Genomic DNA, 23698 nt, shown 5'->3' with positions numbered 1-23698 from the left:
CATCAGGCGCCGCACCGCCGCCCCGGCGGCCGGCTCGATCATCGCCATCAGAAAGTCCTCCGGGGAGCCCAGCGCGTCCGGCGCGGCGAGCGCCCGGGCCAGGCGGCGGGCCTGGACCCGGGTGAGGTCGGCGGCCAGCTCCGCGCCGGCGGGGGTGCAGAACAGCAGCCGCTGGCGCCGGTCGCTCGGGCCGGTCTTCTGGGCGACGTAGCCCTGCCCGATCAGATCCTTCAGCACCCGGTTGAGGCTCTGCTTGGTGATCCGCAGGATGTCGAGCAGCTCCGCGATGGTCAGTCCCGGATAGCGGTCGACGAAGTGCAGCACCCGGTGATGCGCCCGGCCGAAGCCATAGGCGGCCAGGATCCGGTCGGGATCGCCGACGAAATCCCGGTAGGCGAAGAACAGCAGCTCGATCAGGTCGTCGCTGCCGAGGGCCTGCGCCGGGTCCGCCGCGCGGGACGCAGATGCGGAACCGGGAGAGAGCCCGGATGCGACGGCGCCGTCGCGCTGTGCCGATGAGGTCACGGGGGGCAGACCGTCACGTGGGGACCGTCCGGGTGGCAAGAAGGTCAGTCCCGCTGACATGTCTCAGCGCCGCCCGGGAGCGTCAAGCCCGGGGACATCCGCCCGCGAGACAGCCGCGTGCGACCCACCTTGGACTTGCGGACCGCCGCGCCGGGTCCGATACCGGTCCGGACCAGATTCGAGGCCCCGAAAGGAACAGCATGAGCGACGCCGAAGCACGGGCCCGCCGCCTCTGGATCCGCGATCCGCTGGCCATTCTGGCGGAGGAGGCCGGGGGCGGCATCGTGGTGGCGGGCAGCCGGATCGTCGAGCGCGTCGCCGCGGGCGGGCAGCCGGCATCCCCGGTGGACGAGACTTTCGACGCGTCGCGCCACGTGGTCATCCCGGGGCTCATCAACACCCATCACCACGCCTTCCAGACCCTGACGCGGGCGCACCCGATCGCGATCAACAAGCCGCTGTTTCCGTGGCTGAAGGCGCTCTACACGGTGTGGGGGCGGATCACCCCCGAAGCATTCCGGCTCGCCACCCGGGTGGCCTATACCGAGCTGCTGCTCTCGGGCTGCACCACGGCAGGCGACCACCATTACCTGTTCCCGAAGGGTCTGGAGCAGTCGGTCGACATCCAGGTCGAGGAGGCCAGAAACCTCGGGATCCGCGCCGCCATCACCCGCGGCTCGATGAGCCTGTCCGATCGCGAGGGCGGCCTGCCCCCGGAGACGTTGACCCAGGACGACGACACGATCCTGTCCGATTGCGAGCGGGTGCTGAACCTGTTCCACGATCCTGCCCCCGGGGCGATGGTTCAGGTCGGGCTGGCGCCGTGCTCGCCGTTTGCGGTGACGAAGCGCCTGATGCGTGAGAGCGCGGACCTCGCCGCCCGGCACGGCTGCCGCCTGCACACCCATCTCGGCGAGACCCTGGACGAGGACCAGTTCTGCCTGTCGATGTTCGGCTGCCGCCCGGTGGATTACCTGGAGGAGGTCGGCTGGATGAGCGACCGGGTCTGGCTCGCCCACGGCATCCATTTCAACGATGCCGAGGTCGCCCGGCTCGGCAAGGCCGGGGTCGGCGTGTGCCATTGCCCGACCTCGAACATGACCCTGGCATCCGGCCATTGCCGCACCTGTGAGCTGGAGGCGGCGGGCTCCCCCGTGGGCCTCGGCGTCGACGGCTCAGCGTCCAACGACAGCTCGAACCTGATGGAGGGGGTCCGCCACGCGCTGATGCTGAACCGGCTTACCTACGGAGCCGAGACCGTGACCCATCTCGACGCCCTGCGCTGGGCCACCGAGGGCTCGGCCGCCTGCCTGGGCCGCTCCGATATCGGCCGGATCGAGCCGGGCCGGGAGGCCGACCTTGCCCTGTTCACCCTGGACGAGTTGCGCTTCTCCGGCGCCCACGACCCGCTGGCCGCCCTGATCCTGTGCGGCGCCACCCGGGCCGACCGGGTGATGGTGGCGGGTCAATGGCGGGTGATCGACGGCCAGCCGCTGGGCGTCGATGCGGTTCGCCTGCGGGAGGACCATTCGCGGCTGGCGACAGAGCTGTTCGGGGTGGGGTGAAGCTCGAAGGCTATTGGACTCCCACCGCGTACCGGACGACGGCTAAGGGCGGCGCCAAGCGCGCCTTCCCTCCCCCCTCTGCGGGGGAGGGTGGCCCCTGCGTCAGCAGGGGTCGGGAGAGGGGACCCCGGTTTCCAGATGAAGCAGAGCGGGCGTGAAGGCGAGCGCCCTATCCTGCACCGTCGCTCCCCTCTCCCGCATAGGGGGGAGGGAGCCGCGCGTGCGTCTGGCCGTCGGCCTCATTCAGCAGCGATGTGTGAACATCCTTGCCTACAGAGGCGCAGCCGAGCGCTCCCGCTCAGAACAGCCCGTCGATCTGCCCATCCGCATCCAGCCGGATCGTGTCCGCCGCGGGTACCCGGGGCAGGCCGGGCATGGTCATGATCTCCCCGCAGATCGCCACCACGAAGCCGGCACCGGCCGAGAGCCGGACGTCGCGCACCCCGACCACGTGGCCCTCGGGGGCGCCCATCAGGCTCGGGTCGGTGGAGAACGAGTACTGGGTCTTGGCCATGCAGATCGGCAGGTGGCCGTAGCCGTCCTTCTCGAAGGTGGCGAGCTTGCCCGCAGCCTTGCTCTCGATCTGGATGTCGGCGGCGCCGTACAGCTTGGTGGCGATCGCCCGGATCTTCTCCGAAAGCGGCGCCTCGGTCTCGTAGGCGTAGCGGATCGGCGCAGGCTCCGCGGCGGCGAGTTGCACCACGGCCCGGGCCAGGTCCTCGGCACCGGCGCCGCCCTCGGCCCAGTGGCGGCAGGTGATCGCCTCGACGTCGAGGCGCTCGCGGCACAGCTCCTTGAGCCGGGTGTGCTCGGCATCGGTGTCGGCGTAGAAGTGGTTGACCGCCACCACCACGGGCAGGCCGAAGCCGCGCAGGTTGGTCACGTGCCGGGCGAGGTTGGCGAAGCCCTTCTCCAGGGCGCCGATATTCTCGGATCCGAGGCTCTTCTTGTCGACGCCGCCATGCATCTTGAGCGCCCGGATCGTGGCCACCACCACGACCGCCGAGGGGGTCAGGCCGGCCTGACGGCACTTGATGTCCAGGAATTTTTCCGCGCCCAGATCGGCGCCGAACCCGGCCTCGGTCACGGTGTAGTCGGCGAGCCGCAGGCCCGCCCGGGTGGCGATCACCGAATTGCAGCCATGGGCGATGTTGGCGAACGGGCCGCCATGGATCAGGGCCGGGTTGCCCTCAAGGGTCTGCACCAGGTTCGGCTGCAGGGCGTCCTTGAGCAGCACCGTCATGGCGCCGGTGGCCTTCACGTCCTTGAGGGTGACGAGCTTGCGATCGCGGGTCTCGGCGATGACGATCCGGCCGAGGCGCTCCTCCAGGTCGGCGAGATCCTTGGCGAGGCAGAACACCGCCATCACCTCGGAGGCGACCGTGATGTCGAACCCGTCCTCCCGGGGGAAGCCGTTGGCGACACCGCCCAGCGACTGGTTGATCTGGCGCAGGGCCCGGTCGTTCATGTCCACGACCCGGCGCCAGTGGATGCGGCGCACGTCGATATTGAGCTCGTTGGCCCAGTAGACGTGGTTGTCGATCAGCGCCGCCGCGAGGCTGTGGGCCGACGTGATGGCGTGGAAGTCGCCGGTGAAGTGCAGGTTGATCTGCTCCATCGGCACGACCTGGGCCTTGCCGCCGCCGGCCGCCCCGCCCTTCATGCCGAAGCAGGGGCCGAGCGAGGGCTCGCGCAGGCAGATCATGGTCTTCTCGCCGATGCGGTTCAGCGCGTCGCCGAGGCCCACCGTGGTGGTGGTCTTGCCCTCGCCCGCGGGCGTCGGGGAGATCGCCGTCACCAGCACGAGCTTGCCAGGCGCCTTGCCCTCCAGCCCGGCGATGTAGCCGTGGTCGAGCTTGGCGATGTGCTTGCCGTAATTGTGCAGCGCTTCATCCGGGATGCCGAGCTTCTCGGCGACCTGCGCGATCGGCTTGAGGGTCGCGGCGCGGGCGATCTCGATATCTGAGGGCATGGGCGTTCCTCCCTGGCTCTGCGGGCACAGCGCCCGCCCACCCGCCGACTGTTATCGTACGGGGATCTTGCCTCGCGATGTCCTGCTGCGCCGGTCTCGCACGGGCGCAGACGCACGGCGAAGCCGCCCGACGAGCAGCAGCGGCACTGTGCGTCAAACCGGCCGGAAAAGCGCGTCGATTTTTATGAGCCGGCCGACAAATTAGTCTTGCCGGTCCGGAGAAGATCAACGCGCGGGGGGGCCGTCAGCCCCCCGACTTCTTGGCCTTGTCGGCGGCGCCCGGCGCCTCGTGGGGCTGGGGCGCGCCCTTGGGCAGTTCCGGGTTCTCGGCGTTGTGCGGCACGGCGACCGGGGCCGGCGTGGTCTCGGCGGTGGCGGTGGGCTTGTCGGTGTCGGGCAGACCGTCCTTGAGCTTCTCGTTGATCTGCGCGAGGTCGTCCGGCTCGGGGTTCAGATCCTTGGCGTGCTGCCACTGGAACTTGCCCTCGAGGCGCCGGCCCGACCGCCAGTAGGCGTCGCCGAGGTGGTCGTTGATGGTCGGGTCGCCGGGCTTCAGTTCGACCGCCTTCTCGAGCTCGCGCACCGCATCGTCCCAGCGGCCGAGGCGGTAATAGGCCCAGCCGAGGCTGTCGACGATCATGCCGTCCCGGGGGCTGGCATCGGCGGCCTGCTGCAGCAGCTTGAACGCTTCGTCGATGTTGATCTTCTGATCGACCCAGGAATAGCCGAGGTAGTTCATCACCTGCGCCTTGGCGGCCGGCTGGCTCGCGGGCACCAGCGACAGGGCCTTCTTCAGGTCGGCCTCGGCCTTGGGCCATTGCTTGGCACGCTCGTAGGCGGTGCCGCGGAAGTAGAAGGTCGTCCAGTAGTTCGACAGCGGCCGGTCGCCGATCAGGTCGATGGCGCGGGTATAGGTGGCGGCCGCCTCTTCGTACTTTTTGCGGGCCCGCTGGACGTTGCCCAGCGCGGTGATCACGTCGATGTCGTCCGGGTGGGCCTTCATGGCCGCATCGAGATGGGCCAGCGCCTCGTCGCCCTTGCCCATCTGCTCCAGGTTGAGGCCGATCTGGATGTCGGCGTTGAGCTTGAGCGGCGAGGTCGCGGGAATCTGCGCGTAGGCCTCGTTGGCCCGCTCGGTCTGCTTCATCCGGTCCAGCGTGTCGGCGAGCGTCAGCCGGGCCAGCGCGTGATCGGGGGCGAGGTAGAGCGCCAGCCGCAGGTAGATCACCGCGGGCAGCTCGTCGCCCTGCGTCGAGCCCGCCGAGCCCAGCCCGTACAGCACCTCGGCGGCGCCCTCCTGGGCGGTGCCGATCAGCCGGGTCAGCGGCTTGCCGTCCTTGAGCTTGTCCAGGGCGTCGCGCACCAGCGGGTGCCGGGGCGAGAGCTGGTCGAAGTCGGAATAGGCCTGGATCGCCAGGTCGGTGCGGCCGAGGCTGGCCTCGAGCCGGGCATAGGCGTCGACGATCCGCAGGGTGTTGCGGTCGGCCTCGTAGGCGGCCTTGAGGCGCCGCTCGGCCTCGGCATTGTCGCCGATCACCGAGGCGATCAGGCCGGCATGGTAGTCGCGGAAGGTGTTGTAGTAGCGCTCGCCCCGGAGCTTGTTGACCGTCTCCAGCGCCTTCTTGCCGTCGCCGGCGCCGGCATAGGACCAAGCGGTCAGCAGGGTCGCGGTCAGGTCGGTGGCCGCGCCCCGGCCGCTGCGGGAGAAGTTCTGGCGGGCGGCGGCCCATTGGCCGGCCTTGATCTGGCGCACCCCGAGGGAGAGGTTGGCGAGCCCGTTGGTGGGATCGCGCGCGATCAGCTTCTCGGCGGCCCGGAACGCGTCCGGCAGGGCGCCGTCGGCGAGCAGCGAGATAAAGGCGCGCTCGACCAGCTCGGCATTGCGCGGATCGGCCTTGACCGCCTCACGGTAGAAGCTCGCCGCCGCCGCCGTGTCCCGGGCGGCACCCGCGATGTAGGCGGAGAGGAAGTTGCCTTCCAGGGATTCCGCGGGCTCGTATTCGAGCAGCGGGGCCGACTCGCGCGGCTGAGCGGCCAGAACGGTCTGGGGCAGACCGGCGGCAAGCATCAGGGCGAGCGCCGAGACGCTCCGACGGGCGCGTGTTGTCATCATGAACCGGTCGCGGCTCCTGGGCGCCGGCCTACGAGGGCCGGGCGCGAGAATGGCGGGGCATCCCCGAAAATCGCTGGGGACACTGGACTCATCCCGCCAGCCCCGCAAGGCGAAAGGATGGCGCGGGGGGGCCGGATGGTCTCAGGCGGACATCACGACTTCCACGGCCAAGCTGCTGAGTACGGTGGTGAGGGCAGCGTGCTGCAGGAGTTCCGTGACGGGCTCCGCCGTCAGCTTCGGGACGGCGCGATCGTAGACGACGCAGCAGGACGCGCCGGTCAGGCGCGAGCCGTATAGGATGCCGTCGGCATCGCTCGTCTCATGGATCACGCCACTGAGGCGGGGGCCGTAGCGATGCGCCTTGGCGCGGCCGGCATCCGTCGGGACGCCGAGCCGGATCAGGCCGGTGGTGCGCAGGTCGACGACGGTCATCGGACTGGATGCGCTCACCCGTGTCACGCCCCAGCGGGCGATTTCCGTTGCGCCGATCCGGCGCCGGAGGCGATTCTCGAAACGATCGCGGATCAGCGTCTCGGCCACGCCCGTCGTCAGGTCCACGGCGAGGTAGAGGACCTTGAAGCCGTTGTCCGGACTGGAGAAGCGCGACCGCCCGAACCCCATGCCGAGCGGCGTCGCTTGGTGTGCCAGGGGCGTGACGCGGTAATAGCCGAGCGGCTGGAAGGCGATGGCGAGGCTGGCGAGAACCGCGTGATCGAGCCTCAGCTCACGCGAAGTCATCACGGGCCGCATCGACGACGGGAGTGACCCGTCCCCGCTTCAGGTCTTCGAGCGGCGATCCGCCGCGCGCGTAGGGCTCGACGAGCCAGAGCCAGGCGGTGCGTGGATCACCGACGATCGCCAGCACCTCGGCGAGCCCCGCGACCGGACGGCCGTCGACGAACTGGGCGAGAGGGAACAGGTGCTTGCGCGTTCCCTTCAGCAAGCCCACGACCGCGCCGCTGCGCCGCCAATCCTGGAGGGTGGACCGCGCGATCCCAAGATTGGCTGCGAGCTCGCCCGCGCCCGCGAGGGAACCGGCCCAGTCCTCGAGCCTCAAGGGAAGCGCACGAGCCGCAATCTGCTTCAGGCCGTCCCGACGATCGATCGTCTCGCCCGGTGCCGCTCCGCGGCTCACTTCGACAGCGCCGAGCGGCTTCAGGATGAGCTTCTGCGGCTTTTCATCACCGGGCTCGCTTGATCCTGAGACCGATCTCTCTGTTTTCAGATGATCCAGCACGGCGTGCATGGCCCGAACGAGATCGCCCTGCTCCACGGCCCGACCGACCGCTGCCATCAGGCTGGCGGTGTGCCGCAACGCCTCCGGCTCGGCCTCCGGATTGCGCCTCCGAAGCATGGCCAGCACGTCGTCGGACCGGATGTCGAGCGCGTCCGGCCAGGCTACTGAATCCCGTGCCATCTCGGTGGCCCCCTCTCTCCGCACAATCTCGTTCGGATTGTGCGGATTGTCCAGATCGGACGAGGGGCCCTCACATATTCGGATAGTTCGGCCCGCCCGGGCCCTCCGGCGTCACCCAGTCGATGTTCTGGTTCGGGTCCTTGATATCGCAGGTCTTGCAGTGGACGCAGTTCTGCGCGTTGATCTGGTAGCGCACGCCGTCGCTGGCGGATGCGTCCTCCACCCATTCGTAGACGCCGGCCGGGCAGTAGCGGGACGAGGGGCCGCCGTAGACGTCGTGCTCGGAGTGCTTCTGCAGCTCCATGTCCCGGACCTTCAGGTGGGGCGGCTGGTCCTCCTCGTGGTTGGTGTTCGACAGGTAGACCGAGGAGAGCCGGTCGAAGGTCAGCTTGCCGTCGGGCTTGGGGTAGGTGATCGGCGTCACCTCCGAGAGCGGCTTGAGGCAGGCATGGTCCGGTTTGCCGTGCTTGAGCGTGCCGAACAGCGAGGTGCCGAGCAGGCTGGTGGTCCACATATCGATGCCGCCGAGCCCGACGCCCACCAGGGTGCCGTAGCGCGACCAGAGCGGCTTGACGTTGCGCACGGCCTTGAGGTCCTGCCCGATCGGGCTGTCGCGCCAGCCGGCCTCGTAGGCGGTGAGCTCGTCGCCGGCGCGGCCAGCCTTCAGGGCGTCCGCGATGGCGTCCGCCGCCTGGATCCCGGATAGGACCGCGTTGTGCGAGCCCTTGATCCGCGGCACGTTGACGAAGCCTGCCGAGCAGCCGACCAGGCAGCCGCCGGGGAAGACGAGCTTGGGCACCGATTGCCAGCCGCCCTCCATGATCGCCCGGGCACCGTAACCGATGCGCTTGGCGCCCGCGAAGGTCTCGGCAATCATCGGATGGGTCTTGAAGCGCTGGAACTCCTCGAACGGCGACAGGGTCGGGTTCTCGTAGTTCAGGTGCGTGACGAAGCCGACCGACAGCAGGTTGTCGTCGAAGTGGTACAGCCAGGAGCCGCCGCCGGCCTTGTTGGGCAGGGGCCAGCCCATCGTGTGGCGCACCAGCCCCGGCTCGAAGGTGGAATCCGGCAGCTGCCAGAGCTCCTTCACGCCGAGCCCATATTTCTGATGGTCGCTGTGCCGGTTGAGGGCAAAGCGCTGGACCAGGCCCTTGGTCAGGTTGCCCCGGGCGCCCTCGCCGAACACCGTGTACTTGCCGCGCAGCTCCATCCCGCGGGTATAGTCGTCGCGCGGCTCGCCGGACTTGCCGATCCCGAGATCGCCCGTGGCGATGCCCGCCACCGCGCCGGACTCGTCGAACAGCACCTCGGAGGCCGGGAAGCCCGGATAGATCTCCACCCCGAGCGCCTCGGCCTGGACGCCGAGATACTTGCAGACGTTCGACAGCGAGCCGACGAAATTGCCGTGGTTCGACATGAGCTTGGGGAAGAACACGTTCGGCAGGGTGACGCCGCTGTTCTTGGTGAGCATCATGAACTCGTCGCGCCGGACCTCGGTCTTCAGCGGCCGCTCCGGATCGGTGCGCCAGTCCGGCACCAGCAGGTCAAGACCGTTCGGATCGATCACCGCCCCCGACAGGATATGGGCGCCGACCTCGGAGCCCTTCTCGACCACGACGACGGAGATGTCCTCGCCGATCTCGGCGGCGCGCTGCTTCAGGCGGATCGCGGTGGCGAGCCCGGCCGGGCCGGCGCCGACCACGACCACGTCGAAATCCATGCTTTCGCGTTCGGGCAGCGCCATCGTCGAGCCTCCTGTTTTCTTGTCGATTGGCCCGATCCGTTGCCGGATCGGCATTGCGTGCTGCCGTCTCAAGCGATTCCAAGCTGGAAAGGCAAGCTGCCGGAGCCCGGACTTGAGCGAAAGCTCCCCTATGCCGCATGGGTGGGGAATGCGGACGGGCTCGGGGCGACTCAGTGGTAACCGACGGGCATGGACCGGCGTCCGGGGCCGCGCGGTTCGGTCACGCAAGTCCTTGGCGTCGAGCGGGTTTCAAGAGTTGTCCACAGGCATTGAGCGCCCCACATGCTGATCAGCATGCCGAGCCCCAACGACGCGCAAGCCGACCTCATCGCCTATCTCGATTTCCACGTGGAGGCCGGCGCCGACGCGATCCTGGACGAGCAGCCGCATGACCGCTTCGGCGAGGCCGACACGCCGGCGCCGACCCTGCGGGCGCCCCGGCGCCCGGCCGCGGCGGCCCGGCCCGTTCCTGTCCAGTCCCATTTGCTCGTACCGCCCCCGGGCTCACCGCCGCCGGCAGCCCCGCCCAGCACCTTCGGGCGGGCGGCGAGCGCCCAGCCGGACGAAGCGGCGAGCGATGCCCGGGCCCGGGCCCGGGAGGCCAAGAGCCTCGACGAGCTGGAAAAGATCCTGGCGGATTTCGACGCTTGCCCGCTGCGCTTCACCGCCAAGAACCTGGTCTTCGCCGACGGCAACCCCGAGGCCCGGGTGATGTTTCTCGGCGAGGCGCCGGGCGCGGACGAGGACCGGATCGGCAAGCCGTTCATGGGCCGCTCGGGCCAGCTCCTCGACAAGATGATGGCGGCGATCGGCCTCGACCGGACCAGCGCCTATATCGGCAACATCGTCCCCTGGCGGCCCCCGGGCAACCGCAACCCGACCCCCCAGGAAGTGGCGGTGTGCCGGCCCTTCGTCGAGCGCCAGATCGAGCTGGTGGACCCGGAGGTGATCGTCTGCCTCGGCGCCCCGGCGACCCAGACCCTGACCGGCACGAAGGACGGCATTCTGCGGACCCGCGGCCGGCTGTTCCCGTACAAGCTGCCGACCCGCGAGGCGAAGCTGCTGGCCACGCTCCACCCGGCCTTCCTGCTGCGCCAACCGGTCCAGAAGCGCCTGGCCTGGCGCGATTTCCGCGCCCTGCGCGGGCTCCTGGACGGGAAAGCTTGACGGCAGGCGCGGAACCGGGCGTTCCCTCCCGTCATTAGAGCTTCGTCCGGAACGCTGTCTGCGGCTTTCGGACACGGGCGATGCAGAGTTAGGACCGCGCCCTCCTGCGCGGCATCAGGACGGGACCATGCGCTGGGACGATCTACGCAGCTCCGACAACGTCGAGGATCGCCGCGGAGAGGGTGGCGGCGGTGGCATGGGCTTCCCGGGCGGCGGCGCGGGCGGCCTCGGGATCGGCACCATCGTGGTGCTGATGATCATCGGCTACTTCACCGGCATCAACCCCGCGATCCTGATCGGCGGCGCCCAGCAGATCGGCCGCGGCGGCCAGCAGGAGCAGCAGGCCGACCCGCAGACCCAGTCCAAGCGGCGCCAGGCGCCGACGGACGAGAGCGGCCGGTTCGCCTCGAAAATCCTGGGCAACACCGAGGATGTGTGGAGCCAGATCCTGCCCCAGCAGACCGGCAAGCAATACACTCCGACCACCCTAGTGCTCTATACCGGCGGCACCCGCTCGGGCTGCGGCTCGGCCCAGGCTGCCATGGGGCCGTTCTACTGCCCGCTGGACAAGAAGGTCTATCTCGACACCGGCTTCTTCAAGGAGATGGCGACCAAGTTCGGCGTGAAGGGTGACTTCGCCTACGCCTACGTCATCGCCCACGAGGTCGGCCATCACGTCCAGGACGTGCTCGGCATTCTCGGCAAGGTCCAGGCCCGCCAGCAGCAGGCCTCCAGCAAGACCGAGGCGAACGCCCTGTCGGTGCGGATCGAGTTGATGGCCGATTGCCTCGCCGGTGTCTGGGCCAAGAACTCCAACGACAAGTACGCCGAGCTGGAGCAGGGCGACATCGACGAGGCCCTGAACGCCGCCGCCCAGATCGGCGACGATTCGCTGCAGAAGCGCTCGCAGGGCTACGTGGTGCCGGATTCCTTCACCCACGGCTCCTCGGCCCAGCGCCAGCGCTGGTTCACCGCCGGCTACAAGAGCGGTCAGACCAAGGCCTGCGACACGTTCCGGACGGCGAACAACTGAGGCTGGCTCAGGGCTTCCGCGAGCGTAGCGAAGCGAGGACGGCGAAAGCTCCCCGTCCAGCGTCCCCTCTCACGAGCGGTCTCAGCGAAGGGCATTGGCCGGGACCGTCTTGCCCCCTCCGGCATCCTGGCGACAGGGCTCCAGGCTTGACGCGCATGTCGTTTCGCATTCCCGTTCGATCCGGTCCGAATGATGGAGAGCGCGATGGCGTCCCTCGCCGTGACGGCGAAAGGACAGGTCACCCTGAAACGTGACCTGCTACGGCACCTCGGCATCAAACCCGGGGAGCGAATCGACTTCGAGAAACTGCCTGGTGGTGAGTTGCGCGTGCGGGCGGCCCGGCCATCCGGCACGATCGACAAGTTCCTCCATGCCCTCGATGGAAAAGTGACGCTGGACAAGCCTCTGACGATCGAGGCGATGAACGCCATTGCTGAAGCGGGCTGGTCCGGCGTGCCGGACGACGCATGAACATCGCCGTCGATACCAACGTGTTGGCCTGGGCGATCCTGATGGACGATCCTGAGCAGGGCCGCACGGCGCGGAAGCTGCTCATGGATGCGACCACGATCGCGATCCCGTTACCGTGCCTGTGCGAGCTGGTCTGGATCCTCCGGCGCGGGGCCAAGCTCGCGATCGCGGATGTGGCATCCGCGCTGCGCGCGTTGCTCGAGACCGGGAACGTCACCATGAACCGGCCCGCCGTAGAAGCCGGGCTCGGGCTGCTCGAGGCCGGCGGCGACTTCGCCGACGGTGTCATCGCCCATGAAGGCCGCTGTCTCGGCGGCGAGACCTTCGTCTCGTTCGAACGGGCGGCTGTAGCGCTGCTGTCTCGGCAAGGAGAGGCGGCGAAGCTTCTTTCCTAAGTGCGGAGTTGGTCGGAGAACCTCCGACCTGGGAGAAATCAGCCCTTGCTCAGCCGCTTGGCGTTGGCCTGGACCTTCCGGCGGTAGCTGCGGATCACCTTGCTGTTCGAGGCGCCGGAGGCGACCATCAGGGCCGCTTCGCTGGCCGCCATGATCTTCTCGGTCACCATGCGCTGCGCCTCGATCTGCGCGGCCGGGCCGCCCACCGCGAACATCGCCATGCGCTGGGCGATCACCCCCTGCGCCTCGAGGCCCAGCATGGCCATGTCGAGGCTCGTCTTCCACCAACCGAACAGCATCGTGGTCCTCGTCTCAGGGGCATCGGCCCGAAAGGTCTTCGCCGGCGTCTAGAAGACGATGATGCCCAACCGAAGGCATGGCGCGGGGCAACGGCCCAGCCGGCGCTTGGCTCCCGGTCCGCGACCGACGTCGTGTGAGGCATCCGGACGCCCGTGATTCCGGCTCCGTCTTTGCGCCGTCTCGATCCATGCCGTAAGCGGCCCGGAGCGACCTTCCCCGGACACGGCAACCGCCCTTCATGATACGCCTGGACAAAATCACCAAGCAGAACGGGCGGCAGCTCGTCTTCATCGAGGCTTCGGCCGCCCTGCAGCGGGGCGAGAAGATCGGGCTCGTGGGTCCCAACGGGGCCGGCAAGACCACCCTGTTCCGGATGATCATCGGCCAGGAGCAGCCCGACGAGGGCCAGGTTTCCGCCGACCGGGGCATCACCATCGGGTATTTCAGCCAGGATGTCGGCGAGATGTCCGGCCGCAGCGTGGTCACCGAGGTGATGGACGGCGCCGGGCCGGTGAGCGCCGTGGCGGCCGAGCTCGCCGAGCTCGGTGAAGCCGTCGCCGATCCCGACCGCGCCGACGAGATGGACGCCCTGGTGGAGCGCTACGGCGAGGTCCAGGCCCGGTTCGAGGAGCTCGACGGCTACGCCCTGGAGGGCCGGGCCCGCGAGGTGCTCGACGGCCTCAGCTTCAGCCAGGAGATGATGGAGGGCGACGTCGGCGCCCTGTCGGGGGGCTGGAAGATGCGCGTGGCGCTGGCCCGCATCCTCCTGATGCGCCCGGACGTGATGCTGCTCGACGAGCCCTCCAACCACTTGGACCTGGAGAGCCTGATCTGGCTCGAATCGTTCCTGAAGGCCTATGACGGCGCCCTGCTGATGACCTCGCACGACCGCGAGTTCATGAACCGCATCGTCACCAAGGTGATCGAGATCGACGGCGGCGCGCTCACCACCTTCTCGGGTGATTATGCCTTCTACGAGGAGCAGCGGAAGCTGAACGAGGCGCAGCAGCAGGCGCAGTTCGAGCGCCAGCAGGCGATGCTCGCCAAGGAGATCGCCTTCATCGAGCGGTTCAAGGCCCGGGCCTCCCACGCCGCCCAGGTCCAGAGCCGGGTGAAGAAGCTCGACAAGATCGAGCGCGTCGAGCCGCCCCGGCGCCGGCAATCCGTGGCCTTCGAGTTCCAGCCGGCGCCGCGCTCGGGCGACGACGTCGTGATGCTCAAGGGCGTGCACAAGCGCTACGGCAGCCGCACGATCTACGAGGGCCTCGACTTCTCGGTTCGGCGCCGCGAGCGCTGGTGCGTGATGGGGATCAACGGCGCCGGCAAGTCGACGCTCTTGAAGCTCGTCACCGGCACCACCGAGCCGGATGACGGCTCGGTCACGGTTGGCGGCAGCGTCAAGCTCGGCTACTTCGCCCAGCACGCCATGGACCTGCTCGACGGCGACCGCACCGTGTTCCAAACCCTGGAGGACGCCTTCCCGCAAGCAGGCCAGGGCTCGCTGCGGGCGCTTGCCGGCTGCTTCGGCTTCTCGGGTGACGATGTCGAGAAGCGCTGCCGGGTGCTCTCGGGGGGCGAGAAGGCCCGTCTGGTCATGGCGCTGATGCTCTACGACCCGCCGAACTTCCTCGTGCTCGACGAACCGACCAACCACCTCGACATGGGCACCAAGGAGATGCTGATCGCGGCGCTCGGCGCCTACGAGGGCACGATGCTGTTCGTCTCCCACGATCGCCACTTCCTGGGGGCCCTGTCGAACCGGGTGCTGGAGGTGACCCCCGACGGCATCCACCAATATGGCGGCGGCTACACCGAATACGTGGCCCGCACCGGCCAGGAGGCACCGGGCCTGCGCAGCTGAGGGACACCCGGCCGCGACCTTCGGGCCGCTCCCGCGCCGGATTTCCGGCGCTATGCTCGGCCTGAGCGGTAAGGGCCGAGACGTCGTGCGACGCGTCCTGAAATTCCTGCACACGATGGGGTCCGCCGGGGTGCTGGGGGCGATGGCGGCCCTGGTGGTCCTGCTGGCCCTTGCCCCGACACCGGCCGCGCTGCCGGGTTACGCGGCCATCCGGGGTGCCATGGGGGCCGTCGCCACCTGGGTGTTCCTGCCATCGCTGGCCGCGACCCTGCTGTCGGGCCTGTTGGCGATGGCGATTAACCGAGCCTATCTCAATGCCGGCTGGGCCTGGATCAAGCTCGCCACCGGCGTCCTGATGTTCGAGGGCGGCCTGGTCTACGTGCAGGGGCCGATGCGGCGGGAGGCCGAGATGAGCGCCCGGGCGCTGGCTGGTCTGGTCGATCCCGCAGCCTTGGCCCGCTCGCTCGAGGGGGAGCGTGGCACGCTGTGGGTGCTGCTGGCGGTGGCGACGGCCAATGTCGCCCTGGGGATCTGGCGCCCGCGGATCCTGCGCATCCCGCACTAGGTCGATCGCTCGCGGTTCGAGACCCAGAAGTCCAGACTGCTTCCGCATCCTGCGATGCGCGCGCAGCCAGATTCGACGACCGCTCTCACGGATCGTGATGACGTCCGAGGCGCTCCTTCGGGTCCTGCACTATGCGCGGACGCCCTGGGATGAGGACGCGGGCGGGAAAGACCCTTCCAGACGCATCGCCAGCAGCTTTGAAGACAGCCTTCGCCAATCGATATGCCGGCTATATAACTTATTTTCCGATACAGAAGCCCGAAAACAGCCGGTCCAGGACATCCTCGACGCCGACATGGCCGCCGACCTCGCCGAGGGACCGGACGGCGAGCCGCAGATCCTCGACGGCGAGTTCAGGCAGGGTCCCCTCGCTGGCGAGCAACCGGTCGAGATGCCCGATGCAGCTCTCAAGCGCCGCCCGGTGGCGGGCGCGGGTGACCAGCGCGTCGCCTGCACCGAGTCCGGCCTCCAGCTCCCCCTGGATCGCATCGAGAAGCGCTTCCATGCCGGCCCCAGTCCGTGCCGAGACGGCGAGGGCGCCGGGCGGCACAGCTTGTGGTGAGCCGGCAAAAAGATCGGCCTTTGTGTGGACCGGGAGTGTCCGAACCCTCGCCTCACTGAGATCCGGCATCACGCCATCCGGGGGGACGAGGGCTAGAACCAAATCCGCGGTCCCGATGCGGGCACGGCTGCGGCGGATGCCTTCGGCCTCCACCGGCTCGGCTGTATCGCGCAGGCCCGCGGTATCGACCAGAACGACCGGAAGGCCGCCGAGGTCGAGGCGCACCTCGATGGCGTCCCGCGTGGTGCCCGGGACGTCCGATACGATTGCCACGTCGCGCCGGCTCAACGCGTTCAGCAAGGTCGATTTTCCGGCATTGGGTGCGCCGGCCAGCACGACGAAAAAGCCGTCGCGCAGGCGCTCGCCCCGGCGGCCGTCGTGCAGCGCGGTAGCGATGGCTTGGCGCAGGGCGGCGGCGCGGCTGTACAGGGCGGCGTCGAGGCCGGCGTCGTCGACATCGCCTTCATCGGAAAAATCGAGGGCGGCTTCCGCAGCCGCGAGGCAATCGATCGCCTCGTCTCGCCAAGCCGCGACCTGCCGGCTGAGCGCGCCGTCGAGCTGACGCAGGGCCTGGCGGCGCTGCCCCTCGGTCTCGGCGTCGATCAGGTCGGCCACCGCCTCGGCCTCGGCCAAGTCCATCCGGCCGTTGAGCACCGCCCGGCGGGTGAAGGCCCCCGGCCCGCCGGCCGGGGATCCCGGCATCCGGGCCAGGGCGGTGAGCACCCCCATGCGTACCGCCGTTCCGCCATGGAGGTGGAACTCGGCCATGTCCTCGCCGCTATAGGTGCCGGGACCGGGGAACCACGCGACCAGGGCTCGGTCGAGTTCCATGCCGTCGGCGGGATCCCGCAGGGTTCGCAGGGACAGCCGGCGGGGCGGGGGCAGAGGACCGCTCAAGGCAACGAGCACCGGCCCGGCGGCCGGCCCGCTCACCCGGATCACCGAGACGGCGGCACGGCCGAAACCGCTTGCGGGGGCGAAAAGGGTCTCGGTCTCGGTCATGGTGATGGCGCTGGCGGAACTCGGCGGCCTCGGGGATTCCGAAGGGCCGTTTCACGTGAAACACGCGATCCCGCCCCTGTACCATTCCGGCGCCGCGGCTCCACCCGCCGCCATGGAATGGTCAAGCTGGGCCGCCACATCGGCCGGCGATATTGCCGAAAGATCGAATCGCGTCATGACCGCCTGGACCCGCCGCACCGTCTGCCTGAGTGTTCTCGCTGCGCCGCTGATCCTGGGCAGCAGGTACGCCCGCGCCGATGAAACCGAACCCGCGCTCGATGCGATCGAGCGACGGCTCGGCGGACGCCTCGGGATCTCGGTGGGCACGCCTGAGCGAATCCTCATCAGCCATCGCGCCGGCGAACGGTTTCCGATGTGCAGCACCTTCAAGGTTCTGGCCGTCGCCGCCGTGCTGGCCCGGGTCGATGCACGAAGCGAATCTTCGGATCGGGTCATCGCGTTCGGACCCGGCGACCTTCTGAGCTACGCGCCGGTGACCCGGAAGGCCCTGGACGCCGGCGGCGGAACCGGACGGATGACGGTTTCGGATCTCTGCGCCGCCGCCATCGAATGGAGCGACAACAGCGCGGCCAACCTGTTGCTGACGGCGCTGGGCGGTCCCCGGGCGCTGACGCAGTGGCTGCGCGGCTTCGGCGATCCCATCACCCGGCTCGACCGCACCGAGCCGACCCTCAGCACCTCCCTGCCCGGGGACCCACGCGACACCACCAGCCCGGCGGCGATGCGTGAGACCCTGGGGCGCGTCCTGCTCGGATCCGCCCTGTCGCCATCTGCGCGTGCACGGCTGGAGGCCTGGATGGTCGCGTCCCGGACCGGTCTCAAGCGCCTGCGGGCCGGATTGCCGCCGGACTGGCCCGTCGGCGACAAGACCGGCACCGGCGACAACGGCACGTTCAACGACGTGGCGATCCTGCGGCCGCCGGGCCACGCGCCGGTTTTCGCCTGCGTGTACATCACCGGAGCCGAGGCCCCGGCCGAGGCGGTGGAGGCGGCCTACGCGGAGATCGGCCGGCTCGCCGCCGCGCGGGCGGTGGGAGCCTGAACCGAGACGGCCATGGCCAAGAAGCTCGCAAAGACGCCCGCAAAGACCACCCGCGCGACCCAGGCCCTCGACAAGGCCGGCCTGCGCTACAGCCTGCACGCCTATGAGTACGACCCGGAGGCGCCGCGCATCGGCCTCCAGGCCGCGGAGGCGCTCGGCGTCGCGCCCGGCCGGGTGCTCAAGACCCTGATGGCGGCGGTGGACGGCAGGACCGTCTGCCTGCTGGTCGCCTCCGACAAGGAGGTCGCGATGAAACGCGTGGCGGCGGCGTTTTCCGGCAAGGCGGCCGCGATGCTCAAGCCCGCCGATGCCGAGCGCCTGACCAGCTACCATGTCGGCGGCATCAGCCCGCTCGGGCAGAAGCGGGTTTTCCCGACCGCGATCGATGCCGGTTCGCTGTCCGATCCGACGGCGGGGATTCACATCAATGGCGGCGGGCGGGGCCTGCAGATCCGTCTGACCGAGGCCGATCTTGTCGCCGCCCTGGCGGCTCTGGTGGTGCCCCTGACCTGAACCGCGGCGCGAGCGTAAGCGCCCGTTTACCCTGTTCCCGCACCCTGCCGCCGCAACGGGGATGGGTCTGGCATGCGGGTGACGGGGCGATACGCGATCGGGACGGCGCTCGGCCTCGCCGTGCTGGGCATCGGGTACCGCGCCCCCGCGGCGGATCTCGATGTGCGCGGCGGCTACGAGACGGTGACCCGCAGCGGCCCGCGCTTCTTCCCGCGCAATGACGGGATCGAGCGGCCGCCGGTCTACAGCCTTCGCACCCGCGCGGTGCCGGTGGGCTGCACGCCCCGCCGCGTGCCGGTGCCGACCAACGCGCCGAACGATCCGAGCTATGTCGGCTCGGAATACGGCCTGTCGCATCCGAGCTATTATGGCTTCACGCCGCCCCTCGGCGTCGACGACCCGTTCGGCCGGTCCCTGCTGCCGTACTGCCCCTGAGCCGAGGCAGACGGGTTCCACGCGGGTGGATCATGCTCTAGATCGGCGCCCCGCCGCGGAGCCCGACCCGTGCCCGAATCGACCCCTCAGCGTTTCAGCGATCTCGCCACCCTGCGCCGGAGCGTCGCCGGCTGGCGTGGTGCAGGCGAGCGCGTCGTCCTGGTGCCGACCATGGGAGCGCTGCACGAGGGCCATCTCGCCCTGGTGGCCGAGGCCCGCCGGATCGGCCGGCGCGTGGTGGCGAGCATCTTCGTCAACCCGACCCAGTTCGGCCCGAACGAGGATTTCTCGCGCTACCCCCGTGATCTTGACGCCGACCTTGCGCTGCTCGGCCGGGCCGGCGCCGATGTCGCCTGGACGCCCGCGGTGGAGACCATGTACCCGCCGGGCTTCAGCACGCGGATCGATGTCGGCGGGCTGACCGAGGGATTGTGCGGCCCGTTCCGGCCAGGCCATTTCTCCGGGGTCGCCACGGTGGTGACCAAGCTCCTGAACCAGGTCGGGCCGGATGTCGCCCTGTTCGGCGAGAAGGACTTCCAGCAGCTTCGGGTGATCCAGCAGGCGGTGGCCGATCTCGACCTGCCGGTGGAGATCCGGGGCGTGCCGACGGTGCGCGAGGCGGATGGCCTCGCTCTGTCGTCGCGCAACCGCTACCTCTCGCCGGAGGAGCGGGCGGCGGCTCCGCGGCTCCACGCGGTGCTGGCCGAGATCGCTGCCGCAGCTCGCGGCGGCAGCCCGGTCGCGGGCCCGCTTACCGACGGACGCGCCACGCTGGAGGCTGCTGGCTTCCAAGTGCAGTACCTCGCGGTCTGCGATGCTCGGACCCTGGCGCCGGTCGAGCGGGTGGACGGACCGGCCCGGGTCCTGGTCGCCGCGTTCCTCGGCCGGACCCGCCTGATCGACAACGTGGCGGTCTAGGGTTCGCTCGACGCGCGAGCGCAACGGCGAGAAGCCAAGATTTCGAAAGGTCCGAGACCGCGTGCCGCACAGGACCGAGCCCGGCAGTCTTTGAAACCTGTCAAACCGGCGGTCGCGTCAACACCGGGGCCACGGTCATCTTGGCCGAGCGCTCGGCCTCGGCCAGAGTGACGGTATGTCCGACGCCGAGATCCGACGATGCCGATTCCTTCGCCCGATATCAGCGACATCGACCGGATCCGTGCGCGCATGGCCGCCAGCCCGCGGCCGGCCGATCTCGCGGCCCGCCGCGCCCGCGTGGATGCGCTGGGCGCCCATTATCCCCTGCCGGAGGGTGTCCAGATCCAGCCCGCGAAGGTGCGGGATCTGCCCGCGGAATGGACCGCAACGCCGGACGCCGACCGGGACCGGGTGATCCTGTTCCTCCACGGCGGCGGCTATGTCTCCGGGTCGCTGGCTAGCCATCGCCACGCCGTGGCCCAGGCCGGCCGAGAGGCCGGCACGCGCACCTTCGCCCTGGCCTACCGGCTCGCGCCCGAAAACCCGTATCCGGCGGCCCTCGGCGATGCGCTGGCCGGCTACCGGTTCCTGCTCGAATCCGGGTTCGCTCCCGAACGCATCGCCCTGGCCGGCGAGAGCGCGGGGGGCGGCCTCGCCGTGGCGACCGCCCTGTCGCTGCGGGATCGGGGAATGCCGCTGCCCGGCTGCCTGTGGCTCAGCTCGCCCTGGACCGACCTCGCGCTCACCGGCGGGAGCCTGGACACCAAGGCGTCGGTCGATCCGCTGATCAGCCGGGCCTATCTCGCCGAGCTCGCCACCGCCTATCTCAACGGCGCCGATCCGCGCGACCCCCTGGTCTCGCCGATCCATGCCGACCTCACCGGGCTGCCGCCGACGCTGATCCAGGTCGGCTCGGCAGAAACCCTCCTCGACGATGCCCTGCGTCTTGCCGGGGTCGCCGCGGCGGCGGATGTGGCGGTCGCGCTGGAGGTCTGGCCGCACATGATCCACGCCTGGCACCTGTTCTACCCGGAGGTGGCGGATGGGCGGCGCTCCCTGGCGAGTGCCGGGCGGTTCATCCGGGCGCAGCTGGACCGGGCGGCCGGGCGCTGATCGATCCGCTTCCGGGCCGTGGCTGCGGGGCCACGCCCGAGGTGATTCGGGCATTCGCTGCCTTACGTGATTGGCGCCGGCCCCCCGGCCTGCTCTGTGGCTTGCGATGGGAATGCGCCGTGCTCCTGCCCTGCTGGTCCTGTCGCTGGCCGCCGCGTCGCCGGCCGGCGCGGCCGAGGACGCGATCGAGGGCATGGCCGGCCCCTCCGGCGAGCGCCTGCGCTACGACGCGAAGGGCCTGACCCTCACCTTTCCCGAGCCGGCGGTGAAGCTCCAGATCGGCGGCCGCCTGCATCTCGATGGCGGCGCGGCGAGCTTCAGCCGGCCCGGCCTGGACGGGACCTTCCCCGACAGCGTCGCGGTGCGCCGCGCGTGGATCGAGCCGACCCTCACCATCGGGACGGATTGGGTTGTCGCCTTCCAGTACGATTTCAGCGATCCGATCCTGCCGATCAACGACGCCTTGGTCGCGTGGAAGGGCCTGCCGGATACGATCCTGACGCTCGGAAACATGAAGGTGCCGTTCAGCCTCGAATGGCTGCAGAGCAACAACGACACGCTGTTCGCCGAGCGCTCCCTGGCCAATGCCTTCGTGCCGGATCGCCGCTTCGGCGTCGCGGTCGGGCATCACGGACAGGCCTGGACGGCCGTGGCGAGCGTGTTCGGCGACGCCGCCAGCAACGGCATCACCGGCGACGGGGTGGCGGCGGCGGGTCGGGCCACGGTGGCGCCGATCCTGGAGGAGCGTGAGACCCTGCATCTGGGCCTCGCCGGCATCGTCCAGAGCCGCGCCCGCGGCGACGGGGCCTTCAGCTTCTCCACCCCGCCGGAGGCCTTTTTGGTCACGCGCCCCTTCGTCGACACCGGCGACCTGCCGGGCGTGGCGCGGGTATCCCGGATCGGCGCCGAGTTCGCCTATCGCAACGGCCCGTTCCTGGTGCAGGCCGAGTATATCCGCACCGCGGTCGATCGGTTCGCCGGCCTGGGCGGGGCTTCGCCGAGCCTCGGTTTCCAGGGGGGCTATGTCGAGGCCGGCTGGGTGCTGAACGGGGCAGGCCGCGCCTACGCGCTGGTTCCCGACAGCAGCACGAGCTACGCGACCTTCAAGGGCGTCCAGCCGCGGGACGACCAGCGGATCTCCCGGGGCGGGATCGGCGTGTTCGAGCTGTCCGCCCGCTACAGCGCCATCGAGCTGAACGCCCGGGGGTTTCGCGGGGGCGCCGAGCGAGACGTGAGCCTAGGCCTGAGCTGGTACCCGGAGCCGAACCTGCGCCTCATCGCCAACGTCATCCACGGCCGCGTGCAGCCGGGCGCGGCCCAGTCCGACGCGCTGGGCACCGCGCCGTTCTCGGTCGACACGATCCTGGGGCGGATCCAGATCTACTGGTGATCGGTGGGGCTCAGACCACCCGTCAGACCGCCCGACGCAGGACCGAGCGGAACGGGCGCCGTTCGGGCTCCGGCTCCGCCGGCGGTGGCGGTGCCTCGGGCGGCGGCGCGGTCAGGACCTCGGCCCGCACCGGCCGCGGCGCCGCGAAGGCTGCACCCTGGGCGTACGGGATGTCGAGGTCGATCAGGTCCGGCACGTCCGCCTCGTCGGTGACGCCGGTGGCGACCAGGCGGATGCCGGCCCGGGCCAGGGCCGGGGCGAGATCCTCGATCGCGATATCCGACAGCTTCCGCCGGTCAGGCCCCGGCCGCAGCAGCATCTCGGCCGGCACCTTGACCTGGCCGACCCCGAGCCCCGCCAGCTGCGCCACGTCGAAGCGCAGGTCGTCAGCCCGGTCGAGGCTGAACCCGATCCGGCCGCGCAGGGGCAGGAGCAGGCCCCGCTGACCCCCGTCGAGGCCGTTCCAGCTCGCCTGGGGCAGGGCGATCGCCAGCCCGGCCAGGGCGGATTCCTCCGCCACAGTGCGCGCCAGCTCCCGCAGGAGGCCGGGCTCGAACAGCGAGAGCGGCGACAATCCATAGGTCAGCATGGTTTCGCTGCCCCGGCGGGCGAGGTGGCGCGCCACGGTGGAGGCCCGCTGCAGCATGCGCCGGTCGAGCTCGGTGGTACGGCCGTAGCGCTCCAGAGCCGGCAGGAACGCTTCGGGCTCCATGAGCCGGCCCTCGACACGCAGGCGAGCCAGGGCCTCGTAGGCCGTAACCTTGCGCTGGGGCAGGGTCACCACCGGCTGCAGGTGGATCTCCAGCGCATCCGCCTCGAAGGCCCGGACGATCTCGGTCTCGCTCTCGGCCCAGGGCGCGGACGGGCGGGGGAGGGGGCGCGGCGGGATCGGTCGCGGCGCGGGCACGGGCTGGGGCGCAGGCGGCGCCTCCTGAACGATCGGCTGGGCCGGGGGACCCGGCTCGATCGGAGCCGCCGGCTGAATCGGGCCCGGACCTCCCGGGAGCGGCGGGCTCACGGGTTCCGGGGCTGCCTGGGCGCGCACGGGCTCCGGGCGCGGCTCCGGACGGGCCTTGAGGGCGGCGATCTCGGAATCCTGGGTGCCGACCACATGGGTCAGATCGCGTACGATGCCGCTGAGCAGCCCGAGCTCGACGGTCAATTCCTCGACCTCGGCGCGAAGCGCGGCGTCCCCCGCCTCCGGACGTGGCGGCACGGCGGCGGTCTCGGCCTTCAGCAGGCGCCGGGACAGCAGGTCGACCTCGCCGGAAAGCTTGTCGCAGCGGGCCTTCAGGGTGGCGGCCCGCACCTGGGCGAGGCCAGCGGCGACGGCGGCGAGCGTGCCGAGCGCCAGGGCACTCGTGGCCGGCGCGAACACCGCAAGCGGCCCGAGCACGACCAGCGCCAGAAGCCCGGCCGCCAACAACCCCGCATACCGGCGGAGGACCGGGATCATCGTGACAACACCTACCAGGGTTCCTGCACCGGCCGCCGGGAGAAGTCCCGGACGCTGATTCGGCGGGCGGAGACCGACGATGCGATCTTTGTCGCCGCGCGGCCCGCCCGGCAAGGCG

The 23698-nt window shown here is 70.1% G+C and carries 22 protein-coding genes; 13 read left to right on the top strand and 9 right to left on the bottom strand.

All coding sequences use genetic code 11. The annotated features are described in order from the left end of the window. On the bottom strand, nucleotides 1-564 hold a 564-nt coding region (locus AO398_RS12770), incomplete at its 3' end, for a MarR family transcriptional regulator (protein ID WP_058192423.1). A 161-nt stretch (nucleotides 565-725) separates the two neighbouring features. Between AO398_RS12770 and AO398_RS12765 the strand changes: the two genes are divergently transcribed. Further along, complete coding sequence (locus AO398_RS12765; RefSeq protein WP_058192410.1) at nucleotides 726-2090, top strand: 8-oxoguanine deaminase; 1365 nt, start codon at nucleotides 726-728, stop codon at nucleotides 2088-2090. A gap of 298 nt (nucleotides 2091-2388) precedes the next feature. Here AO398_RS12765 and AO398_RS12760 read toward each other — a convergent pair whose 3' ends face one another. The 5 genes from AO398_RS12760 to AO398_RS12740 form a co-directional block, all read right to left on the bottom strand. Continuing rightward, the gene (locus AO398_RS12760) at nucleotides 2389-4062 is read right to left on the bottom strand and encodes a formate--tetrahydrofolate ligase (RefSeq protein ID WP_058192409.1); all 1674 of its coding nucleotides are present in this window, start codon (nucleotides 4060-4062) and stop codon (nucleotides 2389-2391) included. Nucleotides 4063-4306: 244 nt separating this feature from the next. Next, on the bottom strand, nucleotides 4307-6175 hold the full coding sequence (locus AO398_RS12755) for a tetratricopeptide repeat protein (RefSeq protein WP_058192408.1): 1869 nt from the start codon (nucleotides 6173-6175) through the stop codon (nucleotides 4307-4309). A gap of 141 nt (nucleotides 6176-6316) precedes the next feature. Next, nucleotides 6317-6913, bottom strand: coding sequence for an RES family NAD+ phosphorylase (locus tag AO398_RS12750; protein WP_244498753.1), 597 nt, complete (start codon nucleotides 6911-6913; stop codon nucleotides 6317-6319). Next, nucleotides 6900-7592: a hypothetical protein gene (locus AO398_RS12745; protein ID WP_058192407.1), complete on the bottom strand. Its 693-nt coding sequence runs from the start codon at nucleotides 7590-7592 to the stop codon at nucleotides 6900-6902. The genes AO398_RS12750 and AO398_RS12745 overlap by 14 nt, the downstream gene beginning before the upstream one ends. 70 nt (nucleotides 7593-7662) lie before the next feature. Next, entirely contained in the window at nucleotides 7663-9336 is a 1674-nt protein-coding gene (locus tag AO398_RS12740; protein ID WP_058192421.1) for an electron transfer flavoprotein-ubiquinone oxidoreductase, read from the bottom strand. 282 nt (nucleotides 9337-9618) lie between these two features. Here AO398_RS12740 and AO398_RS12735 point away from each other — a divergent pair, with 282 nt between their 5' ends. From AO398_RS12735 to AO398_RS12720, 4 genes are all read left to right on the top strand, one after another. Then, the gene (locus AO398_RS12735) at nucleotides 9619-10503 is read left to right on the top strand and encodes a uracil-DNA glycosylase (RefSeq protein ID WP_082643259.1); all 885 of its coding nucleotides are present in this window, start codon (nucleotides 9619-9621) and stop codon (nucleotides 10501-10503) included. 127 nt (nucleotides 10504-10630) lie between these two features. After that, nucleotides 10631-11536: a neutral zinc metallopeptidase gene (locus tag AO398_RS12730; protein ID WP_058192406.1), complete on the top strand. Its 906-nt coding sequence runs from the start codon at nucleotides 10631-10633 to the stop codon at nucleotides 11534-11536. A 204-nt stretch (nucleotides 11537-11740) separates the two neighbouring features. Further along, on the top strand, nucleotides 11741-12007 hold the full coding sequence (locus tag AO398_RS12725; protein ID WP_058192419.1) for an AbrB/MazE/SpoVT family DNA-binding domain-containing protein: 267 nt from the start codon (nucleotides 11741-11743) through the stop codon (nucleotides 12005-12007). Then, a complete protein-coding gene (locus AO398_RS12720; protein ID WP_058192405.1) occupies nucleotides 12004-12402 on the top strand; it encodes a type II toxin-antitoxin system VapC family toxin in 399 nt (132 codons plus the stop codon). The genes AO398_RS12725 and AO398_RS12720 overlap by 4 nt, the downstream gene beginning before the upstream one ends. A gap of 38 nt (nucleotides 12403-12440) precedes the next feature. On the opposite strand, the gene AO398_RS12715 is transcribed toward AO398_RS12720, so the two are convergent. Further along, nucleotides 12441-12701: a hypothetical protein gene (locus tag AO398_RS12715; protein WP_058192404.1), complete on the bottom strand. Its 261-nt coding sequence runs from the start codon at nucleotides 12699-12701 to the stop codon at nucleotides 12441-12443. A gap of 239 nt (nucleotides 12702-12940) precedes the next feature. On the opposite strand from AO398_RS12715, the gene AO398_RS12710 reads away from it, so the two are divergent. Both AO398_RS12710 and AO398_RS12705 read left to right on the top strand, forming a co-directional pair. Then, nucleotides 12941-14563 (top strand): ABC-F family ATP-binding cassette domain-containing protein, encoded by a 1623-nt coding sequence (locus tag AO398_RS12710; RefSeq protein ID WP_058192403.1) that lies wholly within the window; start codon nucleotides 12941-12943, stop codon nucleotides 14561-14563. A gap of 85 nt (nucleotides 14564-14648) precedes the next feature. Next, nucleotides 14649-15128, top strand: coding sequence for a hypothetical protein (locus AO398_RS12705; RefSeq protein WP_058192418.1), 480 nt, complete (start codon nucleotides 14649-14651; stop codon nucleotides 15126-15128). A 238-nt stretch (nucleotides 15129-15366) separates the two neighbouring features. On the opposite strand, the gene mnmE is transcribed toward AO398_RS12705, so the two are convergent. Then, nucleotides 15367-16692, bottom strand: a complete 1326-nt coding sequence (mnmE, locus tag AO398_RS12700; RefSeq protein WP_058192402.1) for a tRNA uridine-5-carboxymethylaminomethyl(34) synthesis GTPase MnmE — start codon at nucleotides 16690-16692, stop codon at nucleotides 15367-15369. A 175-nt stretch (nucleotides 16693-16867) separates the two neighbouring features. Here mnmE and bla point away from each other — a divergent pair, with 175 nt between their 5' ends. The 6 genes from bla (at nucleotide 16868) to AO398_RS12670 (ending at nucleotide 22124) form a co-directional block, all read left to right on the top strand. Continuing rightward, complete coding sequence (gene bla / locus AO398_RS12695) at nucleotides 16868-17755, top strand: class A beta-lactamase (RefSeq protein ID WP_058192417.1); 888 nt, start codon at nucleotides 16868-16870, stop codon at nucleotides 17753-17755. Between the two features lie 12 nt (nucleotides 17756-17767). Beyond that, nucleotides 17768-18268, top strand: coding sequence for a YbaK/EbsC family protein (locus AO398_RS12690; RefSeq protein WP_058192401.1), 501 nt, complete (start codon nucleotides 17768-17770; stop codon nucleotides 18266-18268). A 72-nt stretch (nucleotides 18269-18340) separates the two neighbouring features. Beyond that, a complete protein-coding gene (locus AO398_RS12685) occupies nucleotides 18341-18703 on the top strand; it encodes a hypothetical protein (protein ID WP_058192400.1) in 363 nt (120 codons plus the stop codon). A 69-nt stretch (nucleotides 18704-18772) separates the two neighbouring features. Next, nucleotides 18773-19621, top strand: a complete 849-nt coding sequence (panC, locus tag AO398_RS12680; RefSeq protein ID WP_058192399.1) for a pantoate--beta-alanine ligase — start codon at nucleotides 18773-18775, stop codon at nucleotides 19619-19621. Nucleotides 19622-19819: 198 nt separating this feature from the next. Further along, a complete protein-coding gene (locus AO398_RS12675) occupies nucleotides 19820-20734 on the top strand; it encodes an alpha/beta hydrolase (RefSeq protein ID WP_058192398.1) in 915 nt (304 codons plus the stop codon). 112 nt (nucleotides 20735-20846) lie between these two features. Then, nucleotides 20847-22124 carry a porin gene (locus AO398_RS12670; RefSeq protein ID WP_244498752.1) on the top strand — a complete coding sequence of 426 codons (1278 nt, stop codon included), beginning with the start codon at nucleotides 20847-20849 and terminating at the stop codon, nucleotides 22122-22124. A 22-nt stretch (nucleotides 22125-22146) separates the two neighbouring features. Here AO398_RS12670 and AO398_RS12665 read toward each other — a convergent pair whose 3' ends face one another. Further along, nucleotides 22147-23580 (bottom strand): EAL domain-containing protein, encoded by a 1434-nt coding sequence (locus AO398_RS12665; RefSeq protein ID WP_058192396.1) that lies wholly within the window; start codon nucleotides 23578-23580, stop codon nucleotides 22147-22149. Nucleotides 23581-23698 lie beyond the last annotated feature (118 nt).

Source organism: Methylobacterium sp. GXS13 (assembly GCF_001455965.1).
Lineage (GTDB): Bacteria > Pseudomonadota > Alphaproteobacteria > Rhizobiales > Beijerinckiaceae > Methylobacterium.
The sequence above is the reverse complement of the archived record's forward strand: the minus strand, read 5'-3'. Positions and strand labels throughout refer to the sequence as shown.

What these genes read in the sequence shown, in the direction of transcription:
- AO398_RS12725 (WP_058192419.1), top strand. Translation starts at nt 11,741, where the DNA reads ATGGCGTCCCTCGCCGTGACGGCGAAAGGACAGGTCACCCTGAAACGT.
- AO398_RS12715 (WP_058192404.1), bottom strand. Translation starts at nt 12,701, where the DNA reads ATGCTGTTCGGTTGGTGGAAGACGAGCCTCGACATGGCCATGCTGGGC.
- AO398_RS12675 (WP_058192398.1), top strand. Translation starts at nt 19,820, where the DNA reads ATGCCGATTCCTTCGCCCGATATCAGCGACATCGACCGGATCCGTGCG.
- AO398_RS12735 (WP_082643259.1), top strand. Translation starts at nt 9,619, where the DNA reads ATGCTGATCAGCATGCCGAGCCCCAACGACGCGCAAGCCGACCTCATC.
- AO398_RS12685 (WP_058192400.1), top strand. Translation starts at nt 18,341, where the DNA reads ATGCGGGTGACGGGGCGATACGCGATCGGGACGGCGCTCGGCCTCGCC.
- mnmE (WP_058192402.1), bottom strand. Translation starts at nt 16,692, where the DNA reads ATGACCGAGACCGAGACCCTTTTCGCCCCCGCAAGCGGTTTCGGCCGT.
- AO398_RS12665 (WP_058192396.1), bottom strand. Translation starts at nt 23,580, where the DNA reads ATGATCCCGGTCCTCCGCCGGTATGCGGGGTTGTTGGCGGCCGGGCTT.
- AO398_RS12760 (WP_058192409.1), bottom strand. Translation starts at nt 4,062, where the DNA reads ATGCCCTCAGATATCGAGATCGCCCGCGCCGCGACCCTCAAGCCGATC.
- AO398_RS12720 (WP_058192405.1), top strand. Translation starts at nt 12,004, where the DNA reads ATGAACATCGCCGTCGATACCAACGTGTTGGCCTGGGCGATCCTGATG.
- AO398_RS12740 (WP_058192421.1), bottom strand. Translation starts at nt 9,336, where the DNA reads ATGGCGCTGCCCGAACGCGAAAGCATGGATTTCGACGTGGTCGTGGTC.
- AO398_RS12765 (WP_058192410.1), top strand. Translation starts at nt 726, where the DNA reads ATGAGCGACGCCGAAGCACGGGCCCGCCGCCTCTGGATCCGCGATCCG.
- AO398_RS12670 (WP_244498752.1), top strand. Translation starts at nt 20,847, where the DNA reads ATGCGCCGTGCTCCTGCCCTGCTGGTCCTGTCGCTGGCCGCCGCGTCG.
- bla (WP_058192417.1), top strand. Translation starts at nt 16,868, where the DNA reads ATGACCGCCTGGACCCGCCGCACCGTCTGCCTGAGTGTTCTCGCTGCG.
- AO398_RS12730 (WP_058192406.1), top strand. Translation starts at nt 10,631, where the DNA reads ATGCGCTGGGACGATCTACGCAGCTCCGACAACGTCGAGGATCGCCGC.
- AO398_RS12690 (WP_058192401.1), top strand. Translation starts at nt 17,768, where the DNA reads ATGGCCAAGAAGCTCGCAAAGACGCCCGCAAAGACCACCCGCGCGACC.
- AO398_RS12755 (WP_058192408.1), bottom strand. Translation starts at nt 6,175, where the DNA reads ATGATGACAACACGCGCCCGTCGGAGCGTCTCGGCGCTCGCCCTGATG.
- AO398_RS12750 (WP_244498753.1), bottom strand. Translation starts at nt 6,913, where the DNA reads ATGACTTCGCGTGAGCTGAGGCTCGATCACGCGGTTCTCGCCAGCCTC.
- AO398_RS12745 (WP_058192407.1), bottom strand. Translation starts at nt 7,592, where the DNA reads ATGGCACGGGATTCAGTAGCCTGGCCGGACGCGCTCGACATCCGGTCC.
- AO398_RS12710 (WP_058192403.1), top strand. Translation starts at nt 12,941, where the DNA reads ATGATACGCCTGGACAAAATCACCAAGCAGAACGGGCGGCAGCTCGTC.